Source organism: Streptomyces sp. NPDC045470 (genome assembly GCF_040646595.1).
Taxonomy (GTDB): Bacteria; Actinomycetota; Actinomycetes; order Streptomycetales; family Streptomycetaceae; genus Streptomyces.
Map to the genome: position 1 here is coordinate 72567 of NZ_JBEZAN010000012.1, position 15786 is coordinate 88352.

General features: G+C 74.1%; 19 protein-coding genes. 11 read left to right on the forward strand and 8 right to left on the reverse strand.

Annotation, left to right across the window (positions count from 1 at the left end; genetic code table 11):
* Nucleotides 1-61: 61 nt before the first annotated feature.
* The 3 genes from AB0A97_RS28055 to AB0A97_RS28065 all read left to right on the forward strand — a co-directional run bounded on the left by AB0A97_RS28055 (nucleotide 62) and on the right by AB0A97_RS28065 (nucleotide 2161).
* On the forward strand, nucleotides 62-862 hold the full coding sequence (locus AB0A97_RS28055) for an aspartate/glutamate racemase family protein (RefSeq protein WP_361155058.1): 801 nt from the start codon (nucleotides 62-64) through the stop codon (nucleotides 860-862).
* Between the two features lie 117 nt (nucleotides 863-979).
* Nucleotides 980-1597, forward strand: coding sequence for a hypothetical protein (locus AB0A97_RS28060; RefSeq protein WP_361155060.1), 618 nt, complete (start codon nucleotides 980-982; stop codon nucleotides 1595-1597).
* Nucleotides 1598-1678: 81 nt separating this feature from the next.
* Entirely contained in the window at nucleotides 1679-2161 is a 483-nt protein-coding gene (locus tag AB0A97_RS28065) for an NUDIX domain-containing protein (RefSeq protein WP_361155061.1), read from the forward strand.
* Between the two features lie 81 nt (nucleotides 2162-2242).
* Here the strand turns inward: AB0A97_RS28065 and AB0A97_RS28070 are convergent, their stop codons facing one another.
* Nucleotides 2243-2854, reverse strand: coding sequence for a hypothetical protein (locus AB0A97_RS28070; RefSeq protein ID WP_361155063.1), 612 nt, complete (start codon nucleotides 2852-2854; stop codon nucleotides 2243-2245).
* A gap of 136 nt (nucleotides 2855-2990) precedes the next feature.
* Nucleotides 2991-4094 carry a hypothetical protein gene (locus tag AB0A97_RS28075; protein WP_361155064.1) on the reverse strand — a complete coding sequence of 368 codons (1104 nt, stop codon included), beginning with the start codon at nucleotides 4092-4094 and terminating at the stop codon, nucleotides 2991-2993.
* Between the two features lie 235 nt (nucleotides 4095-4329).
* Here AB0A97_RS28075 and AB0A97_RS28080 point away from each other — a divergent pair, with 235 nt between their 5' ends.
* On the forward strand, nucleotides 4330-4533 hold the full coding sequence (locus AB0A97_RS28080) for a CsbD family protein (protein ID WP_361155065.1): 204 nt from the start codon (nucleotides 4330-4332) through the stop codon (nucleotides 4531-4533).
* Between the two features lie 102 nt (nucleotides 4534-4635).
* Nucleotides 4636-4836 carry a hypothetical protein gene (locus AB0A97_RS28085; RefSeq protein WP_361155066.1) on the forward strand — a complete coding sequence of 67 codons (201 nt, stop codon included), beginning with the start codon at nucleotides 4636-4638 and terminating at the stop codon, nucleotides 4834-4836.
* 46 nt (nucleotides 4837-4882) lie between these two features.
* Here the strand turns inward: AB0A97_RS28085 and AB0A97_RS28090 are convergent, their stop codons facing one another.
* Nucleotides 4883-5707, reverse strand: coding sequence for an SAM-dependent methyltransferase (locus AB0A97_RS28090; protein WP_361155067.1), 825 nt, complete (start codon nucleotides 5705-5707; stop codon nucleotides 4883-4885).
* Nucleotides 5708-6050: 343 nt separating this feature from the next.
* Here AB0A97_RS28090 and AB0A97_RS28095 point away from each other — a divergent pair, with 343 nt between their 5' ends.
* The 5 genes from AB0A97_RS28095 to AB0A97_RS28115 all read left to right on the forward strand — a co-directional run bounded on the left by AB0A97_RS28095 (nucleotide 6051) and on the right by AB0A97_RS28115 (nucleotide 11912).
* Nucleotides 6051-6632 (forward strand): RNA polymerase sigma factor, encoded by a 582-nt coding sequence (locus AB0A97_RS28095; protein ID WP_361155068.1) that lies wholly within the window; start codon nucleotides 6051-6053, stop codon nucleotides 6630-6632.
* A 3-nt stretch (nucleotides 6633-6635) separates the two neighbouring features.
* Nucleotides 6636-7352, forward strand: a complete 717-nt coding sequence (locus tag AB0A97_RS28100) for a hypothetical protein (RefSeq protein ID WP_361155069.1) — start codon at nucleotides 6636-6638, stop codon at nucleotides 7350-7352.
* Between the two features lie 166 nt (nucleotides 7353-7518).
* Complete coding sequence (locus tag AB0A97_RS28105; protein ID WP_361155070.1) at nucleotides 7519-8829, forward strand: FAD-binding oxidoreductase; 1311 nt, start codon at nucleotides 7519-7521, stop codon at nucleotides 8827-8829.
* Nucleotides 8830-8853: 24 nt separating this feature from the next.
* Nucleotides 8854-10290 carry a DUF1338 family protein gene (locus AB0A97_RS28110; RefSeq protein ID WP_361155071.1) on the forward strand — a complete coding sequence of 479 codons (1437 nt, stop codon included), beginning with the start codon at nucleotides 8854-8856 and terminating at the stop codon, nucleotides 10288-10290.
* Between the two features lie 86 nt (nucleotides 10291-10376).
* The gene (locus AB0A97_RS28115) at nucleotides 10377-11912 is read left to right on the forward strand and encodes an aldehyde dehydrogenase family protein (protein ID WP_361155073.1); all 1536 of its coding nucleotides are present in this window, start codon (nucleotides 10377-10379) and stop codon (nucleotides 11910-11912) included.
* Nucleotides 11913-11972: 60 nt separating this feature from the next.
* On the opposite strand, the gene AB0A97_RS28120 is transcribed toward AB0A97_RS28115, so the two are convergent.
* The 3 genes from AB0A97_RS28120 to AB0A97_RS28130 all read right to left on the reverse strand — a co-directional run bounded on the left by AB0A97_RS28120 (nucleotide 11973) and on the right by AB0A97_RS28130 (nucleotide 13389).
* On the reverse strand, nucleotides 11973-12326 hold the full coding sequence (locus tag AB0A97_RS28120; protein ID WP_361155075.1) for an STAS domain-containing protein: 354 nt from the start codon (nucleotides 12324-12326) through the stop codon (nucleotides 11973-11975).
* A gap of 233 nt (nucleotides 12327-12559) precedes the next feature.
* Complete coding sequence (locus AB0A97_RS28125; protein ID WP_361155076.1) at nucleotides 12560-12754, reverse strand: antitoxin; 195 nt, start codon at nucleotides 12752-12754, stop codon at nucleotides 12560-12562.
* Between the two features lie 122 nt (nucleotides 12755-12876).
* Complete coding sequence (locus AB0A97_RS28130) at nucleotides 12877-13389, reverse strand: DUF5949 family protein (RefSeq protein ID WP_030017544.1); 513 nt, start codon at nucleotides 13387-13389, stop codon at nucleotides 12877-12879.
* A gap of 354 nt (nucleotides 13390-13743) precedes the next feature.
* On the opposite strand from AB0A97_RS28130, the gene AB0A97_RS28135 reads away from it, so the two are divergent.
* Nucleotides 13744-14184, forward strand: coding sequence for a hypothetical protein (locus tag AB0A97_RS28135; protein WP_361155078.1), 441 nt, complete (start codon nucleotides 13744-13746; stop codon nucleotides 14182-14184).
* Nucleotides 14185-14230: 46 nt separating this feature from the next.
* Here AB0A97_RS28135 and AB0A97_RS28140 read toward each other — a convergent pair whose 3' ends face one another.
* Both AB0A97_RS28140 and AB0A97_RS28145 read right to left on the reverse strand, forming a co-directional pair.
* Nucleotides 14231-14818 carry an AAA family ATPase gene (locus tag AB0A97_RS28140; protein WP_361155079.1) on the reverse strand — a complete coding sequence of 196 codons (588 nt, stop codon included), beginning with the start codon at nucleotides 14816-14818 and terminating at the stop codon, nucleotides 14231-14233.
* A gap of 156 nt (nucleotides 14819-14974) precedes the next feature.
* The gene (locus tag AB0A97_RS28145; RefSeq protein WP_361155259.1) at nucleotides 14975-15667 is read right to left on the reverse strand and encodes a TetR/AcrR family transcriptional regulator C-terminal domain-containing protein; all 693 of its coding nucleotides are present in this window, start codon (nucleotides 15665-15667) and stop codon (nucleotides 14975-14977) included.
* Nucleotides 15668-15786: the final 119 nt, after the last annotated feature.

Below are 15786 nucleotides of genomic sequence, written 5' to 3' on the forward strand. Positions count from 1 at the left end.
GCGAGGCGGACCGGCGTCACCGGTATGACAAGTACCGGGCGGCCCGGCGTAAAGTGTCCGGGTGAAGATCGCGCTCATGGACTCCGGTACCGGCCTGCTCGCGGCGGCCGCCGCGGTACGGCGGCTGCGGCCCGACGCCGACCTGGTCATCTCCTCCGACCCGGACGGTATGCCGTGGGGACCGCGCCCGCCGCACGACATCGCGGCGCACGCGCTCGCCGTCGCGCGTGCCGCGGCCGCGCACCGCCCGGACGCCCTGATCGTCGCCTGCAACACCGCCTCCGTGCACGCCCTGCCCGCCCTGCGGGCCGAGCTGGAGCCCGGACTGCCGGTCATCGGCACCGTCCCGGCCATCAAGCCCGCCGCCGCCACCGGCGGCCCGGTCGCCATCTGGGCCACCCCGGCCACCACCGGCAGCCCGTACCAGCGCGACCTGATCGAGCAGTTCGCCTCCGGCGTCGAGGTCACCGGCGTGCCCTGCCCCGGGCTCGCCGACGCCGTCGAGACCGCCGACGAGGCCGCGATCGACGCCGCCGTCACGGCCGCCGCCGCGCGCACACCGCGTGACGTACGGACCGTCGTCCTCGGCTGCACCCACTACGAACTGGTCGCCGAGCGCATCCGCGCCGCCCTCGAGCAGCCCGGCGCCCCCGCGCTCGTCCTGCTCGGCTCCGCCGAGGCGGTCGCCGCCCAGGCACTGCGCCGCATCGGCGCGGACCCGGCCCCCTCGGCCGCCCCCACCGGCACCGTCACCGTCCTTCTCAGCGGCCGCCCCGGACGCCTTCCCGAGGCCGCTCTCGCCTATGACGAGGGACGACTCCTGTCCGGCGCGGCGCAGGCCGGGGAACCCGCCCGCCACTGAAAGCCTGCCTTTGAACCCCGGTCGCTGCGCAGGCGGGGGGCTCAAAGACAGGCCCTGAGGCCCCGCGAGGCGCGCGACACGCTGCCAGGGCGGGCAAAGGCGCGTACGCTGCGACACATGAGGGACCACCCCCACGAGGGGGCAGCAGCCCCCGGCGAGCACGGCGGCCCGGTCGGCGACGACGGAGGTGCCTCCGGCAGCCACCGAGACCCCGCGGACGTCCCCGAGGAGTGGCACGGACGCGCCACCAACCGGGTGCAGTGGCTCCTGGCCGGCATCGGCGCGGCCTGTCTGGCCCTGGGCATCGAGCTGGCCGTCGACAGCGCCTGGACGACCGCTCTGGCGCCGCTGCTGATGTCGGTGGTCGGCTGTGTCCTGGCCGGACTGCTGGTGCTCTTCGGGACCCTCGCCTTCGTCCATGTGGCCGTACGGGTCGACAAGGAGTGCCTGGAGGTGCGGTGCGGCCACATGGGGCTGCCCCGCCGCCGGATCCCCCTCGACCACGTCGTCGGCGCCGACTTCGCGCCCCGCGTCACCCCGCGCCACTGGGGCGGCTGGGGCTACCGCTGGCGCCCCGAGCAGGGCACGGCCGTGGTCGTACGGCGCGGCGAGGCGGTGGTGCTCCGGCTCGGCGACGGCCGCAGCTTCACGATCACGGTGGACGACGCGGAGAACGCGGTGCGCTGCATCCGTGGCAGATGCGGGATCGACAAGGGCCGCGGCACCGGCGCCTGAGGCCCGCCCCGGTGGCCGTACGAGCGTTCCCGATCGTGTGGGTGACGCATCCGTCGTCCGGTGCTCGTTAGGGTGCGCAGTATGGCGACACCCGACTTCATCCGTGACCTCCGGGCCGGTATCGGCCACCAGCTCCTGTGGCTCCCCGGCGTGAGCGCCGTGGTCTACGACGACCGCGGCCGTCTCCTGCTCGGCCGCAGAGCGGACAACGGGATGTGGTCGATCATCGGCGGCATCCCGGAGCCGGGGGAGCAGCCGGCCGAGACGGCGGTGCGCGAGGTGTTCGAGGAGACCGCGGTGCACGTGGTCCCCGAACGGGTGATCCTCGTGGAGGCGCTCCAGCGGGTCCGCTACCCGAACGGCGACATGTGCCAGTTCATGGACATCTCGTTGCGCTGCCGCGCCGTCGGCGGCGCGGCAGCCGTCAACGACGACGAGTCGCTGGAGGTGGGCTGGTTCGCGCTGGACGCCCTGCCGCAACTGGAGGAGTTCTCGGTCGCGCGGATCAAGATGGCCATGGACGACGGGCCCGCCTGGTTCGCGGGCATCGGGCAGGGGCGGTAGTCCGGAGCGGGGCGGCTCGGGCTCCGGTTCCGGTTCCGGCTCGGCCTTCGGCGGGAGCGGCCGGAGGGCCCGGCGGCCGCCTCAGACGTGCATCCGGGGGAGACGGATCGAGGTCTGCGACTCCTCACCCCCGCCGGGCCCCTCGGGCCCTCCGGGCAGCTCGGACTGGCCCGGATCGCCCGGCGACTCCCCGGGGACGTCCGGCGACGAGGAGCGGCCCGCCTCCTCGGTGTGCATCTGCTGCCGTCCGCCGTCCTTGCGGCAACTGCTCAGCCAGGTGCCGGTGGGCCCGTTCTCGTACTGGCACTCCCAGCCCCGTACCGTCAGCGACGGCTGGGCAGCGTCCGCCTTGCGGAAGAACTCCGCCATCACGCTCCGGGCCTCGGCACAGTCCGCGGTCGGTCCGGCGCCGGGCCCGGAGAAGAGCTGCGCGGTCAGGCCCTCGCCCATGGCGTCGGGCAGCGCGCCGCAGTCCAGCGGCTGGCCGGGCACGCCGGAGGCGGAGCCGCCCGGCTCCGACGGACGCACGCTGCCGCCGCCGTCCGGGCCGCCCTTCAGGCTCTTCGTCGGACTCGCGCCCGGGCCCGAGCCGGAAGCGGCGGGGGAGGCCGCGGTGTCGTCCGGTCCGCTGCCACCGCACGCGGCGACGGCGAGGGCCAGCAGGGCGGTCGGTACGGCGATGAGCCGGCGCATGTCGAACTCCTTCGGCCGCGGGAGGCGCAGGCGGGAAGCTCCGCCGTACGGACGCTAGGAGCCTGCCGCGCGGGCTGCGATCCGGAACAGGCGAACGGGTGAACGCCGGACCCCGCCCGCCCGTCCGCCGTCGCGCTCACCCGAGGCGTTCGATGTGCATCCGGGCGGTGGTGCCCGCGTAGAAGGACGTGGTGCCGACGGACCAGTAGGCGGACGTGCCGGGAATGTGCGTCAGGTCCGTCATGAGGGCCGTCTCGGGCATCTCGGGGCCGCGCTCGCTCACCCAGGAGGTGCCGTCCCACCGCAGGTAGTGGGAGCGTTTCTGGTCCCAGAAGTCCCAGCCGGTGATCCGGTCGGGGCGGCCCTGCCGGTCCCCGCTGACGGAGCTGAGCAGGCCGACGCCGTACGGCGCCTCCACCGGCGTCCATCGTGCGCCGTCCCAGCGCTCGAAGACGACGCCGGGCGGTTTCCCTGGCGGGCCGCCGATGCCGTAGCCGTACCCGGTCAGCCAGATGTCGTCGTGGGCCACCGGGAGCAGCCCGGAGACGGTCGCGCGGATGCCGGTGGTGCGGGGAATCACGGTCCAGGCGCCGTCCCAGCGCGCGATGACGTCGCCGTACACCCAGACCTCGCCGCCAGGTGTCACATGGACGCGCCCCGGAGTGGGAGCCGCCGCGTCCGGCAGCGGAGCGCACCAGCGCCACTGGCGGCCGTCCCAGTGCAGCAGCCCCGCGCGCCCGTCGTGCCGGCCGCTGGCCCATGCCCGGCCGTCGGCGGCAGCCGCGACGTCGGTGACCGTGGTGCCGGTCCCGCCCTGGCCCGGGTACGGCGTCTTCTGCCAGGTCGTGCCGTCCCAGGCCAGCAGCAGACCGCCGGCGCCGACCGCCCAGGCGGTACGGGAGTCGGCGCACGTGACCGCGGTCAGGGGGCCGGTCGAAGCGAGCTGCCCCAGATCCGTACGCGACCAGGCGGCGCCGTCCCAGCGGAGCGCGACCGCCGTCCCGTCGCTGACGTTGCCCATGCCCTCCACACCGACGGCCCAGGCGAGACCGGGCCCGGCGGCGGCCACGCCGTACAGCCGGGCGCCCGGCCGCGCGTCGGGCACCGGGACGGCGGACCAGCCGGAGGCGGGGGCTGTGGCGGGGGAGGCCGCCGCGGTGGCCGTGGGGGCCGCGGCGCCGGCCAGGCCGAGGCCCGCGGCGGTGCCCGCCAGGCCGCTGACGAAGCTGCGTCTTCGCATGGGAGCGTCCTTGGAGTCGAAGCGGTCCGGGACTGCGGGGGACACCTTGGCCCCGGCGGTCGGAGAGGTCAATGGAGGCGGCGTGGGCAACCGCCCGGGAGGACCGGTGATGGCCGCTTCCCTCGTACGGACGGCCTGGAAGGGCCCCGCGCTACCGGTAGCCGCCTCCGGATGCGGCCGGTGCCCGGCTGCGGCAGCGTGGTGCTGTCCCACCCACCGGACCGAGGAGCAGGGCATGGGCGACGACAAGAGCGCCATGAACAAGGCCAAGGGCAAGGCCAAGGAGATGATGGGCAACGCCACCGGCAACGACCGGATGAAGGGCGAGGGCCGCGCCGACCAGGCCAAGGGCAAGGCCAAGGACGCGATGGACGAGGCCAAGGGCCAGGCCCAGGGCGTGCGGGACTCCCTCAAGAACAAGGGCGACCGCAGCACCTGACCAGGGGTGGCGGCCCATCGGGCCCCGCCCGGCACCCCGCCGTCCGTACACCGGTACGGGTGGCGGGGTGACCCGCGCGCCGGGGCGCTCGTTGTGCACAGCATGATCAAGAAGATTGCCGCCGCGGCCCTGCTGGCGGGCTCGGTCACCGCCACCGCCCAGACCACCGCGCAGGCCGTGGAAGTCCCCCAGGCCCTCGGCGCGACAGCCGTCCTGACGACACAACTGATCTCGCAGCTCCCGCACATCCACGACGTGCAGCCACCGCCCGCGTTCACGGCCCAGCAGGGCAACGGCCGATAGGCGCCTGCTCCGCGGCCGGATCCCGCGGTCGTTCCGGCCCGGCGCGTCAGGGCTTGCGCGCCACGGCGGCGTAGGAGGCGGCCACCGCGTCCGTGACCCGCGTCGCCTCGCCCGGGTCGTCCGGGCGCCAGTGGTGCGCCAGCGTGATGCCGGGCTCCAGCAGTTCCCAGCCGTCGAAGAAACGGGCGAAACCGGCTTCCGTACGGAAGGTCACGGACGTGCCCGCCGCCGCGTAGATGTCCGAGATCCGGGCCATCGCCTCCGGGGCGAAGTCGGCGGTGGCGTGGGTCATGGCCAGCGTGCTGCCGCTGGGCAGGGCCGCCTTGAGGTGCTCGACGACCCGGTGCGCACGGTCCTGCCCGTCGTCCGGCACGAAGTGCATCAGAGCGATCAGGCTCAGCGCGACCGGGCGGCCGAGGTCGAGGGTCTGCCGTACCTGCGGCGCCGTGACGATGCCGGCCGGGTCGGTCACGTCCGCCTGGAGATAGGCGGTGCGCCCCTGCGGTGTGCTGCGCAGCAGGGCGGCGGCGTGTGCCAGCACGATCGGGTCGTTGTCCGTGTAGACCACCCGGGCGTCCGGCGCGACGCCCTGGGCGATCTCGTGCAGGTTGGGCGAGGTGGGGATGCCGGTGCCGATGTCCAGGAACTGGCGCAGCCCCGCCCGTGCCAGGGCACGGGTCGTACGGTGCATGAACTCACGGTTGATCCGCGCGGCGACCGCCGCCGACGGGAAGACCGAGAGCACGCTCGCGGCGGCCGTGCGGTCGGCGAGGAAGTTGGTCCTGCCGCCGAGGAAGTAGTCGTAGATGCGCGCCGAGTGGGCGCGGTCGAGTTGCAGGTCCACCACCGGTTCGCCGTGCTGCTCGCTCATCAGAGGACCGCCTTCCTGTACGGCTGCCGTGCCGACGCCGGAGCACTACCCCGCTGCCACCGACTTGCACCGGCGCGTGCGGGAGGCCGGGCGCCCCGCTTCGAATCATCACATCATCGCTTCCGGGGAGATTTCTTCCGGGTGGTGCCACAACCGGGCCGGTTTTCCGGTTCATTGGAAGGGAGGGCCGCCGCCCTCCCGCTGATGCCGGGGCCGGCCGGCCTCCCGGACCGCGGCGAACGGAACGAGGACCGCACGTGAGCACGTACCGGGACAGTCCCCTGCCGCCGTGCGCCCCCGAACCCGGACCCGGCGCCGGGCACCACGGCCGGCGGGAGCGGCCGTGACCCGCGACCGGCCGGGGTGCCCGGCCGGCGACCCGCTGCGACAGGCAGGCCGGCGGCTGGCCATCGCCTTCGAGGCGTTCCACGAGACGCACTACCGCAAATGGCTGGCCTACGCCTATCTGCACACCGGCAGCGAGGACGCCGCCCTGGAGGTGACCGGCTCCGCCTACCAGCGTCTACGGCTGTGCTGGCCGTACGCGCTCAAGCAGTCCTCGGTGGACTCCTACGCCTGGGCCGTCCTCAAGGAGTCCGTGGTCGACTGGCTCAGCCGGCACCGGCGCGCCACGGCCCTGACCCAGAGCGCCGCCTTCGCCGTCGTCACCCGCGCCCTGCTGCGCGAGTGCCAGCAGCAGTTCGCGCTGCTGGAGAGCCAGTTGGGGCTGTACGAGGCGATCGCGCGGCTGCCCGAGCGGCAGTGCGACGTGATCGTGCTGCGCCATGTCATCGGGTACTCCGACACCCAGATCGCCGCCCTGCTCGGCGTCGACGAGGCCACCGTCCGCTCCCACGCGAGCCGGGGCAAACGCCGGATCGCCGCCGCGCTGGGCATCGAAGCGGGCCCCACGAAGGGTAAGTGACCCATGCCGCACACCCACCGGGCCGAGCGGGACACCATCGAGTCCCTGCTGGCAGCAGCTGCCGACGTCCTCGCCGAGTGCTACGGCGCCTACGACACCGTGGCGGCCCGTGACCGGCTCACCGGCGACACCTACGAGGGCACCGGGGCCGCGTACCCGGCCGGGCCCCGCCCGGACGCCCCGGTGCCCACCGCCTACCCCAGCGCCCACGACGAGGCCACCCACGAACTCGACCTGGCCTGTGCTCTGGTGGTGAACGCCGCGGCGGCCGCGGACAGCCTGGCCCGGCTGGTCGACGACCACCGGATGGATCCCGAAGGCGCCCTCGTCTTCGCCTGTCTGCTGCACATCACCGGACGCGCGGAGGCCGCCGACTTCTGGTGGCGGTTCGGCGCCGGCGGCGGCAGCCGGACGGCCGCCTACTGCCTGTATCTGTCCCACCGCCGGTACGGCGAGTTCCGCGACGCGGCCTACTGGCGGACGCAGGCCGCCCACGACCCGGACGAGGAGCTGCCGGCGCCGGTCGCCTTCGACGCCGGGCTGCTGCTGCCGGACGCGGCCCGGCACGCCCTGCTCGTCCAGTGGCACAGCGGTTTCGCGCCCACCCTGCCCGCGGCCCTGGAGGGCGTCATCGACCGCCTCGACGTCGCGGGCGACGACGAGGACTTCGGCGAGATCCCCTGTCCGTCGCCGACGCTCGTGGACGACCTGCGGCAGTGACCGGCGACCGGAATGGACCGGCCGGGCGGACGCCGCATGGACGCGGCGGGCCGTGGCCGTCACCATCGGTACCAGCGGCATCACACGTACCGGAACCGGCAGCACGCCCGCCGCCGGAGGGCGGCACCCCGCAGCGCACCGAGCGAGCCGACGGAAAGGCGTCCGCATGGAGCGACGTACGGCCCAGGACCGCAGCACGGGCACGGGCCTCGGCAGGGCCACGGACCGCAGTACGGCCACGGACCACAGCGCCGACCCGGGCCTCGGCACCGCCGCCGCCTCGGCCCCCGTCCCCGAACGCGCCGACGTCGTCATCGTCGGCGGAGGCGTGCTCGGGGCGAGCATCGCGTTCCACCTGGCGGAGGCCGGGGTGCACGGCGTCCTGCTGCTGGAGCGCGACCGGCCCGCCGACGGATCCTCGGGCAAGCCCATCGGCGGCGTACGCGCCCAGTTCTCCGACCCGCTCAACATCCGCATCGGCCGGCGCAGCCTGGAGGCGTGGCGGGCGTTCGGCGAACGGCCCGGCGCCGACATCGGGTTCGAGAGCGTGGGCTACCTCTTCCTGCTCGGCGACGCCACCGAACGCGCCCTGTTCGAGGAGGGGGTGGCGGCACAGAACGCGCTCGGGGTGCCCAGCCGGATCATCGGTCCGGCCGCGGCCGCCGCACTGTGCCCGTACCTCGACCCGGACGGCATCGTCGCCGCCGCCTACTGCCCGACCGACGGGTACGCGCTGCCGCGGGAGGCGGTGACCGGCTATCTGCGCGCGGCCGCCCGGCACGGCGCGGAGATCCGTACGCACTGCCCCGTCACCGCGATCGAGACCCGCGACGGCGCCCTCGACGCGGTACGGACACCGCGCGGCACCGTCCGCACCACCACGGTCGTCTGCTGTGCGGGCGCCTGGTCCGCCGAGGTCGGCGCGATGGCCGGAGTACGGCTGCCGGTGACCCCGTTGCGCCGCCAGATCGCCTTCACCGGCCCGCTGGACGCCCCACCACCCCGCATCCCCTTCACCCTCGACTTCGCCTCCACGGCCTACTTCCACAACGACGGCGCGGGCGGACTGCTGCTCGGCATGTCGGACCCGCGCCAGGAGCCGGGCTTCGGGCGGGAGTTCAGCCGGGAGTGGCTGGCACCCTTCCGCGAGGCCGTCGGCCGCCGGGCGCCCGACCTGGCCACGATGCCCGTCAGTGGCGGCTGGGCCGGTCTCTACGAGACCACCCCCGACAACAACGCCCTCATCGGCGAGGCCGTGGACGTGCCCCGCTTCCTGTACGCCACCGGATTCTCCGGCCACGGCTTCCTCCAGGCGCCCGCCGTGGGGGAGCTGGTCCGCGACCTGTACCTGGGCCGCGAACCGTTTCTCGACGTCGGCCCGCTCGCCGCCACGCGGTTCGACTCCCGGCCCGCCGGCACGGGGGAGGAGGGTGGCGTACCGCGCGACGGCCCCCGCCCGGAAGCACACATCATCTGACCGGCACCCGTTGAGGAGGACCGCATGATCCCCACCTGGCGGCTGCGCGCCGCCTTCGCCCGCCGGCTGTCCGGCATGTACGGCGCCGAAGTCCCCGCGTACACCACCCTTCTGGAGGTGACGGGCGAGGTGAACGACGAGGTCGCGCACCGTGCCCCGGACGCCGGGCGGCTGGGCGGCATCGAACGGGTGGCCGCGGAGCGGCACGGCGCCATCCGCGTCGGCACGCCCCGCGAACTGCGCCAGGCGGCCCAGGTGTTCGCCGCCCTGGGAATGCGCCCGGTGGGCTTCTACGACCTGCGGGACGCCACCACGAGCGCGGTCCCGGTGGTCTCCACCGCCTTCCGCCCCGTCGAGCCCGAGGAGCTGGACCGCAACCCCTTCCGCGTCTTCACCTCGATGCTCACCACCGCCGACCGCCGGTTCTTCGACGCCGGACTCCAGGCCCGGCTGGAGACCTTCCTGGACCGCCGCACGCTCTTCCCGCCCGAACTGCTCAGCCTCGCCGAGCGCGCCGAACGCGAGCACGGCCTCGCACCGGAACCGGCGGAACGCTTCCTCACGCTGGCGGTCGCCGCCTTCGAACTGTCCCCCGAGCCGGTGGACCGCGCCTGGTACCGCGAACTCGCCCGGATCTCCGCCGTCGCCGCCGACATCGGCGGTGTCACCAGCACCCACGTCAACCACCTCACCCCACGCGTCCTGGACATCGACGCGCTCTACCGGCGGATGGCGGACCGCGGCATCACCATGATCGACGAGATCCAGGGGCCGCCTTGCTGGGACGGCCCCGACGTCCTGCTGCGGCAGACCTCCTTCCGCGCGCTGGACGAACCCCGCACCTTCCGCGAGCCGGACGGCAGCGTGACCACCGGCGCACTGCGGGTGCGGTTCGGCGAGGTCGAGGCGCGCGGCATCGCCCTGAGCCGTACCGGCCGCGCCCGCTACGACGCACTCACCACGGAGACGGACCGGCGGCTCGCCGCAGCGACGGAGCGGCGGCTCACCGACGAAGGGGACAGCCGGGGACCCGCCCGGCAGGACGTGGCCCGCCCCCTCTGGGAGGCCGGTTTCCCGCGCTCGGAACAGCGACTCGCCGCCGAAGGGCTGGGTTACTTCACGTACGCCCCGGCAGCCGCCCGCCCGCGCGACGGGCGGCACCCGCCCGCCGACCTGGCCGGTCTGCTGGAACACGGCTGGCTGACCGCCCGCCCGATCGTCTACGAGGACTTCCTGCCCCGTTCGGCCGCCGGGATCTTCACCTCCAACCTGACCGGACACGGCACCCGGGACACCGCCCGCACCGGAACGCCCTACGACGAACACCGGCTCGCCGAATGCATCGGCCGTCCCGTGCACGACCCCTTCCAGATCTACGCCGCTCAGCAGGACGCCTCCCTGCGGCGGGCGCTGGAAGCGCTGGGAGCGGACGACGCCCTTCGCGAACTGTGCCCCTCCTGACGGCTGTGCCCGCTTTCTGATCCGTACCGGCCCCCCTGCCGGCAGCCCCCGCCCGTCCTCACCCCGCGCCGAAGGAGCCACCCGCCGTGAGCACCCGCACCCAGCTCCCCAGCACCGCAGAACTCCGTGATCTGGCCGCCGACCGGCTGCGCCGCTGCGGCGTCGCGACCGTCCCCGAGGGCGCCGGGATCACCGCCCGTACGCCGCTCACCGGCGGCGTCCTGTACCGGCTGCCCGCCGCCACCGCGGAGCAGGCCGACGCGGCCGTCGCCGCCGCCGAAGCGGCGTTCCGGGAATGGCGCACCGTCCCCGCTCCGCGGCGGGGCGCCCTGGTCAAACGGTTCGGCGAACTGCTCACCGGACACCAGGACGCGCTCGCCGACCTCGTCACCGTCGAGGCCGGCAAGATCCGGTCCGAAGCGCTCGGCGAGGTACGGGAGATGATCGACGTCTGCGACTTCGCGGTGGGGCTGTCCCGGCAGCTCTACGGACGCACGATGGCCTGCGAACGCCCCGGCCACCGCCTCGCGGAGACCTGGCACCCGCTCGGCGTGACCGGTGTGCTGTCCGCCTTCAACTTCCCGGCCGCCGTCTGGTCCTGGAACACCGCCGTCGCCCTGGTCTGCGGCGACCCGGTCGTGTGGAAGCCCTCGGAACTGACCCCGCTGACCGCGCTGGCCTGCGAAGCCCTGCTGGCCCGCGCGATCGCCGACACGGGAGCGCCGGCCGCCCTGCACCGGCTGCTCCTCGGCGGCCGGGAGACCGGCGCGCGGCTCGCCGACGACCCGCGCGTCGCGCTGCTCAGCGCGACCGGCTCGGTCCGGATGGGGCGTGCGGTGGCGCCGCGGGTGGCCGCCCGCTTCGGCCGCTGTCTGCTGGAACTCGGCGGCAACAACGCCGCCGTGGTCACCCCGTCCGCCGACCTGGACCTCGCGGTGCGCGCCATCGTCTTCTCCGCCGCGGGCACCGCGGGCCAGCGCTGTACGACCCTGCGCCGGCTGATCGTGCACGAGGACGTCGCGGACCGCCTGACCGAGAAGATCGTGCACGCCTACGGGCAGCTACCGGTCGGCAACCCCTTCGACGCCGCCACCCTCGTCGGACCGCTGATCAGCCCCGCCGCCCACGCGGCCATGGCCAAGGCGCTGGACACGGCGCGGGACGACGGCGGCACCGTACTCACCGGCGGCGTCCCGCACCTCACCGACCAGGCGCCGGACGCCGCCTACGTGAGCCCGGCGGTCGTGCGGATGCCCGCGCAGACCGACCTCGTCCGCACCGAGACCTTCGCGCCCGTCCTGTACGTGCTGACCTACCGCACCTTCGAGGAGGCCATGGCCCTGCACAACGGCGTGCCGCAGGGCCTGTCGTCCAGCGTCTTCACCCGTGACCAGCGGGAGGCCGAGCGTTTCCTGGCCGCCGACGGCTCCGACTGCGGCATCGCCAACGTCAACATCGGCACGTCGGGCGCGGAGATCGGCGGTGCCTTCGGCGGGGAGAAGGAGACCGGCGGCGGCCGGGAATCCGGTTCGGACGCCTGGCGGGCGTACATGCGCCGGGTCACCACCACCGTCAACTACTCCGACGCCCTGCCGCTGGCGCAGGGCGTCAGCTTCCTCTGAAGCCGTGAGCCCGTGGGTGGGAGGCGCGCCGTGCCCGTGGGTGGGCTGCCCGTCCGGTGCTCAGTTGAGGGTACGGGCGGACAGCAGCCGTTCGATGACGACGAAACGCTCGTCGAGCGGAGCGAGCCGCAGCAGCCGGCGGACCACGGGGCGCGGCCCGAGCAGCATCAGACGGCCACCGCGGTTGACGACCCGTTCACGGACCCGGCACAGCAGGGCCAGGCCGCTGCAATCCATGAACGTGACCTGACAGAGGTTCACGACGACCGTGCCGGGCCGGGGCGGCAACGCCTCACCGAGGACGGGTTGCAGGGTCAGCGCCAAGGCGAGATCGAGTTCTCCCTTGAGCGCGAGCACGAACTGGTCCCCTACCGCGTACGTGAGCAGTGCCGTGTCGGCGGTGCGTTCGGTCATGGCGCCCCCCACCGGTTGCGCGGGCCGCGGAGCGCGGCTTCTGGCTGATGGCACCGGGGACCGGGGTGCAGAAAAACCGTAGCGGGGCGCGTACGAGGAGAATCGATCAGGCAAGGTCGCGCCCCTCGAACGGGTGAAGTCTTGCGCTATCTCTTGACAGATCCTCCGGGGTGCGGAATGCGCCCCGGGCCGGGTGCCTTGACAGGCGGGGCCCGGCCCGGGGCGGCACGCGATCAGGACTGCGGCGGCTGGTCCTGGCCCTGATCCCTGCCGAGCTGGTCCTTGAGCTTGTCCTGGGCCGTGTCGACCTGGCTGCTGTACTTGCCCTGGGACTTCTCGTCGACGAAGTCGCCGGCCTTGTCGACGCCCTGGCCGGCCTTGTCCTCGTGACCCTTCAGCATCTGCTTGAGCTTGTCCATCACGGACATGAGTCGTCCTCCTCGCCACTGACGCCCCCACCTCTCCAGGGTCGCCGGGTCCGGCCGAATCCGCATCCGGGGTGCCGCGCGCCCGTGCCCGGCGGACCGGTGTACAGGGGCCGGAGGCGCTGCTAGGACGGGCGGCCCTGCAAGGTGCGCACGGGAATCAGACAGTGCGCGGAACTCTTGATCACGCCCTCGTCGCCCGCGAAGGCGCGCAGCATGTCCTCGCTGACCGGCCCGCCCGGCTTCGCCTCCGGCCACGGCCGGGTGGCGAACATGCCGTACACCTGGCCCCGGTGGTCCGCCGCCGCCAGCCACTCCGGCGGCACCGGGCACTGCGCGCTGAAGATCGGCATCGTCAGCACCGCCCGTCCGGCCTCGACGATCAGCGTCAGCGGGAGGGAAGGGGTGCGGGAGGCGTCCTGGAGCTCGCCGCCGACCAGCAGCCCGGCCTGGCTGAGCATGGTGCCCATGACCTCGGTCCCGGTCTCCGGGCCGTCCTTGCCGTCTCCGAGGGAGTAGGTGAGCAGGAAGGGTACGTCGTGACCGTCCTCGGGGTGCGCGCCGCTCCAGCCGATCATCATGAGGGTGCCCAGCTGGCTGTACGGAGGGTTGCCGGTGGTGGCCTGGGATGTGGTCATGGCGGGCACCTTAGTGACCTTCGCGTGCCGTCGTTCGCGCGCTTCACCCGGTTGGCGGAGCCTCGCCGGCATCCCAGCCGAACGGGGTCCGGACGGTCACCCGTACCGGCGATCCCGAGGGGCCGTACGCCACGTGCGCGTCAGGGCGGGGCCACGGGAGCGGCACCTGTACGGCGGGGGAGCGGCACCCGTACGGCGGGGGAGCGGGACGGGTACGCCCCGGGAGCGGCGGCGGCCGGTTCGCGCGTCCCGGGGGCGGGCACCATGACGGCAGGCCCGGCAGCGGCACGGGACGCGGTGCTCCCGGCGGCGGGCCCGGTGCCGGAACCCGGAGTCGGAGGGGGATGCGGCCCGATGGACCTTTCCGAGGTGGAGTACCACGACCCCGACGACGCGTCGGGCGAGGAGGCGATGGCCGACTACGCCCGGCTGGCCTGCGAACTCACCGGTATGGACCCCCGGTACGGCATACCGGCGCTGGTCACGATCGCGCGGCGGGAGTCCTCGTACAACCACCCGCGCTGGCGGGTGAACACCACCGACGGCAACGCCTGGGGGCCGGTCATGGCCGACGGGCACCCGCGCAACTGCTCACGTGGCGCCACCCAGTGCGTTCCGCAGACCTTCGCCGCGTACCACCGCTGCGGCACCGCCCGCACGCCGTACGACGTGGTGGCCTGCATGACCGCGACCATCGGCTACGTCCGCGACCGGTACGGCGTCGACGAGTCCGGCTCGAACTTCGCGGAGCGGGTGCAGCAGGCCGACCCGACCCGGCCGCCGAAGGGGTACTGAAGCGGGGCGCCGGCGGGCGGCGAGCGGCGGACGGCGCGGGCGGGGCTCAGGCGATGGCACCTTCCGTCCAGGCTCGGGTGAGGATCTCGTCCACGGTCTGTTCGACGGTCTGGTGCGTGGTGTCAAGCCACAGCCCGATCGGCGGGGTGTGCTCGCGCAGCGCCGTGTCGAGGTCGCGCACGCTCCAGTCGGGCCCGTACGCCGTCTTGGCCCGGGCCGCCTCCCGCTGCTCGACCGCCGACGGGTCCGGGGTGAGCACCACCACCGCCAGCGGGCGGGTCCTGATGTGCTCGGCCATCTCGGTCAGATGCTCGCCGAGCAGGATGTCCTGGGCAATCACGGTGAACCCGGCCTGGGCGTACTGGTCGGCGCAGGTGGCGGTCAGCCGGTGCCGCAGCCGCAGTTGCGCGAGGGCCGACGCGCCGGCGTCGGGCGTCATCTCCTCCCGCCCCCGGACGACCATGCGCCGGAACGTGTCACCGCGCAGGTGCACCGACCGCGCCAGCCGCTCGGCGAGCGCCTGGGCCACGGTGGACTTCCCGGCGGCCTGAATTCCCGTCAGGATCACGACCCCCGGGCCGAGCCACGGTCCCTGGGGCGCGGCGGGCGCGCTGTCGGTGGAGTGTGCCGTCATGGGTTCGGCTGCCTTTCCGCGCGGGGTTCCGGCCGGTCGCGGAGCGGTGGGGGCCGCTCCGCCGGGGCATCGTAGCGCCCGCGCCGATCACGGCGGTTGCCTGCCGGTGCGGTACGGGCACTGCGCTGCTCGCCCCCGGCCGTCAGCCCCTGGCTGTCAGCCGGTCGCCGTCAGCCCGTCGATCATGCGGTTGAGAAGCCGGTCGAAGGTCGCGTCGGCGGAGGGGGTGCCGCCCGGCGCGGTCAGGGCCTCGGCGACCTTCGGGCAGGCGTCCGTGACGGCGGCGGAGCGCAGATAACGGGCCTGCGCGTCGTGGAAGGCGCGGCCGGTGGCGGAAGCCGCCGCTTCCTGGGCGAGTTCATGGGTGACATGGCTCGCCACGAAGCCGGAGAGCAGGCTGAGGATTTCGAGTGCCGCCGGTGCGCCGAGCCCCACGGGAGCGAGGACGGCGAGGGCGTGCTCCAGGGTGGCGAGGGTGTTCGGGCCGAACGTCTGCCGTGCGGGCAGCGCCATGGGCAACCACGGGTGACGCCGCATCAGGTCGCGCTGCTCGTGGAAGAGGTCTCGCAGATCCGCGCGCCAGTCGCCGGACGGCCCGGGCGGCAGCCGGTGCTCCCCGGCGACCTCGTCGATCATCAGCTCCAGCAGCGTCTCCTTGTCGGGGACATAGCTGTAGAGCGACATGGTGCCGGCCCCGATCCGGGCCGCGACCGCGCGCATGGTGACCGCGCCGAGCCCTTCGGCGTCGGCGAGGGCGACGGCCGCGGCGGTGATCTCGGCCCGGCTGTGCGCCGGGGGACGGCCGCGCCGGGGGCGTTCGGCCGGTGCCCAGAGCGCCTCCGGGTCCACTCCGGCGGTACGGCCGGATGTGCCTGTACGGGTCACGGCAACCTCTCTCTGCTGTCCGTCGCCATCCAATCATCCGCTATTCTCGTACGCAGTACGGTAATAGCGCGCCATCAGGAAGA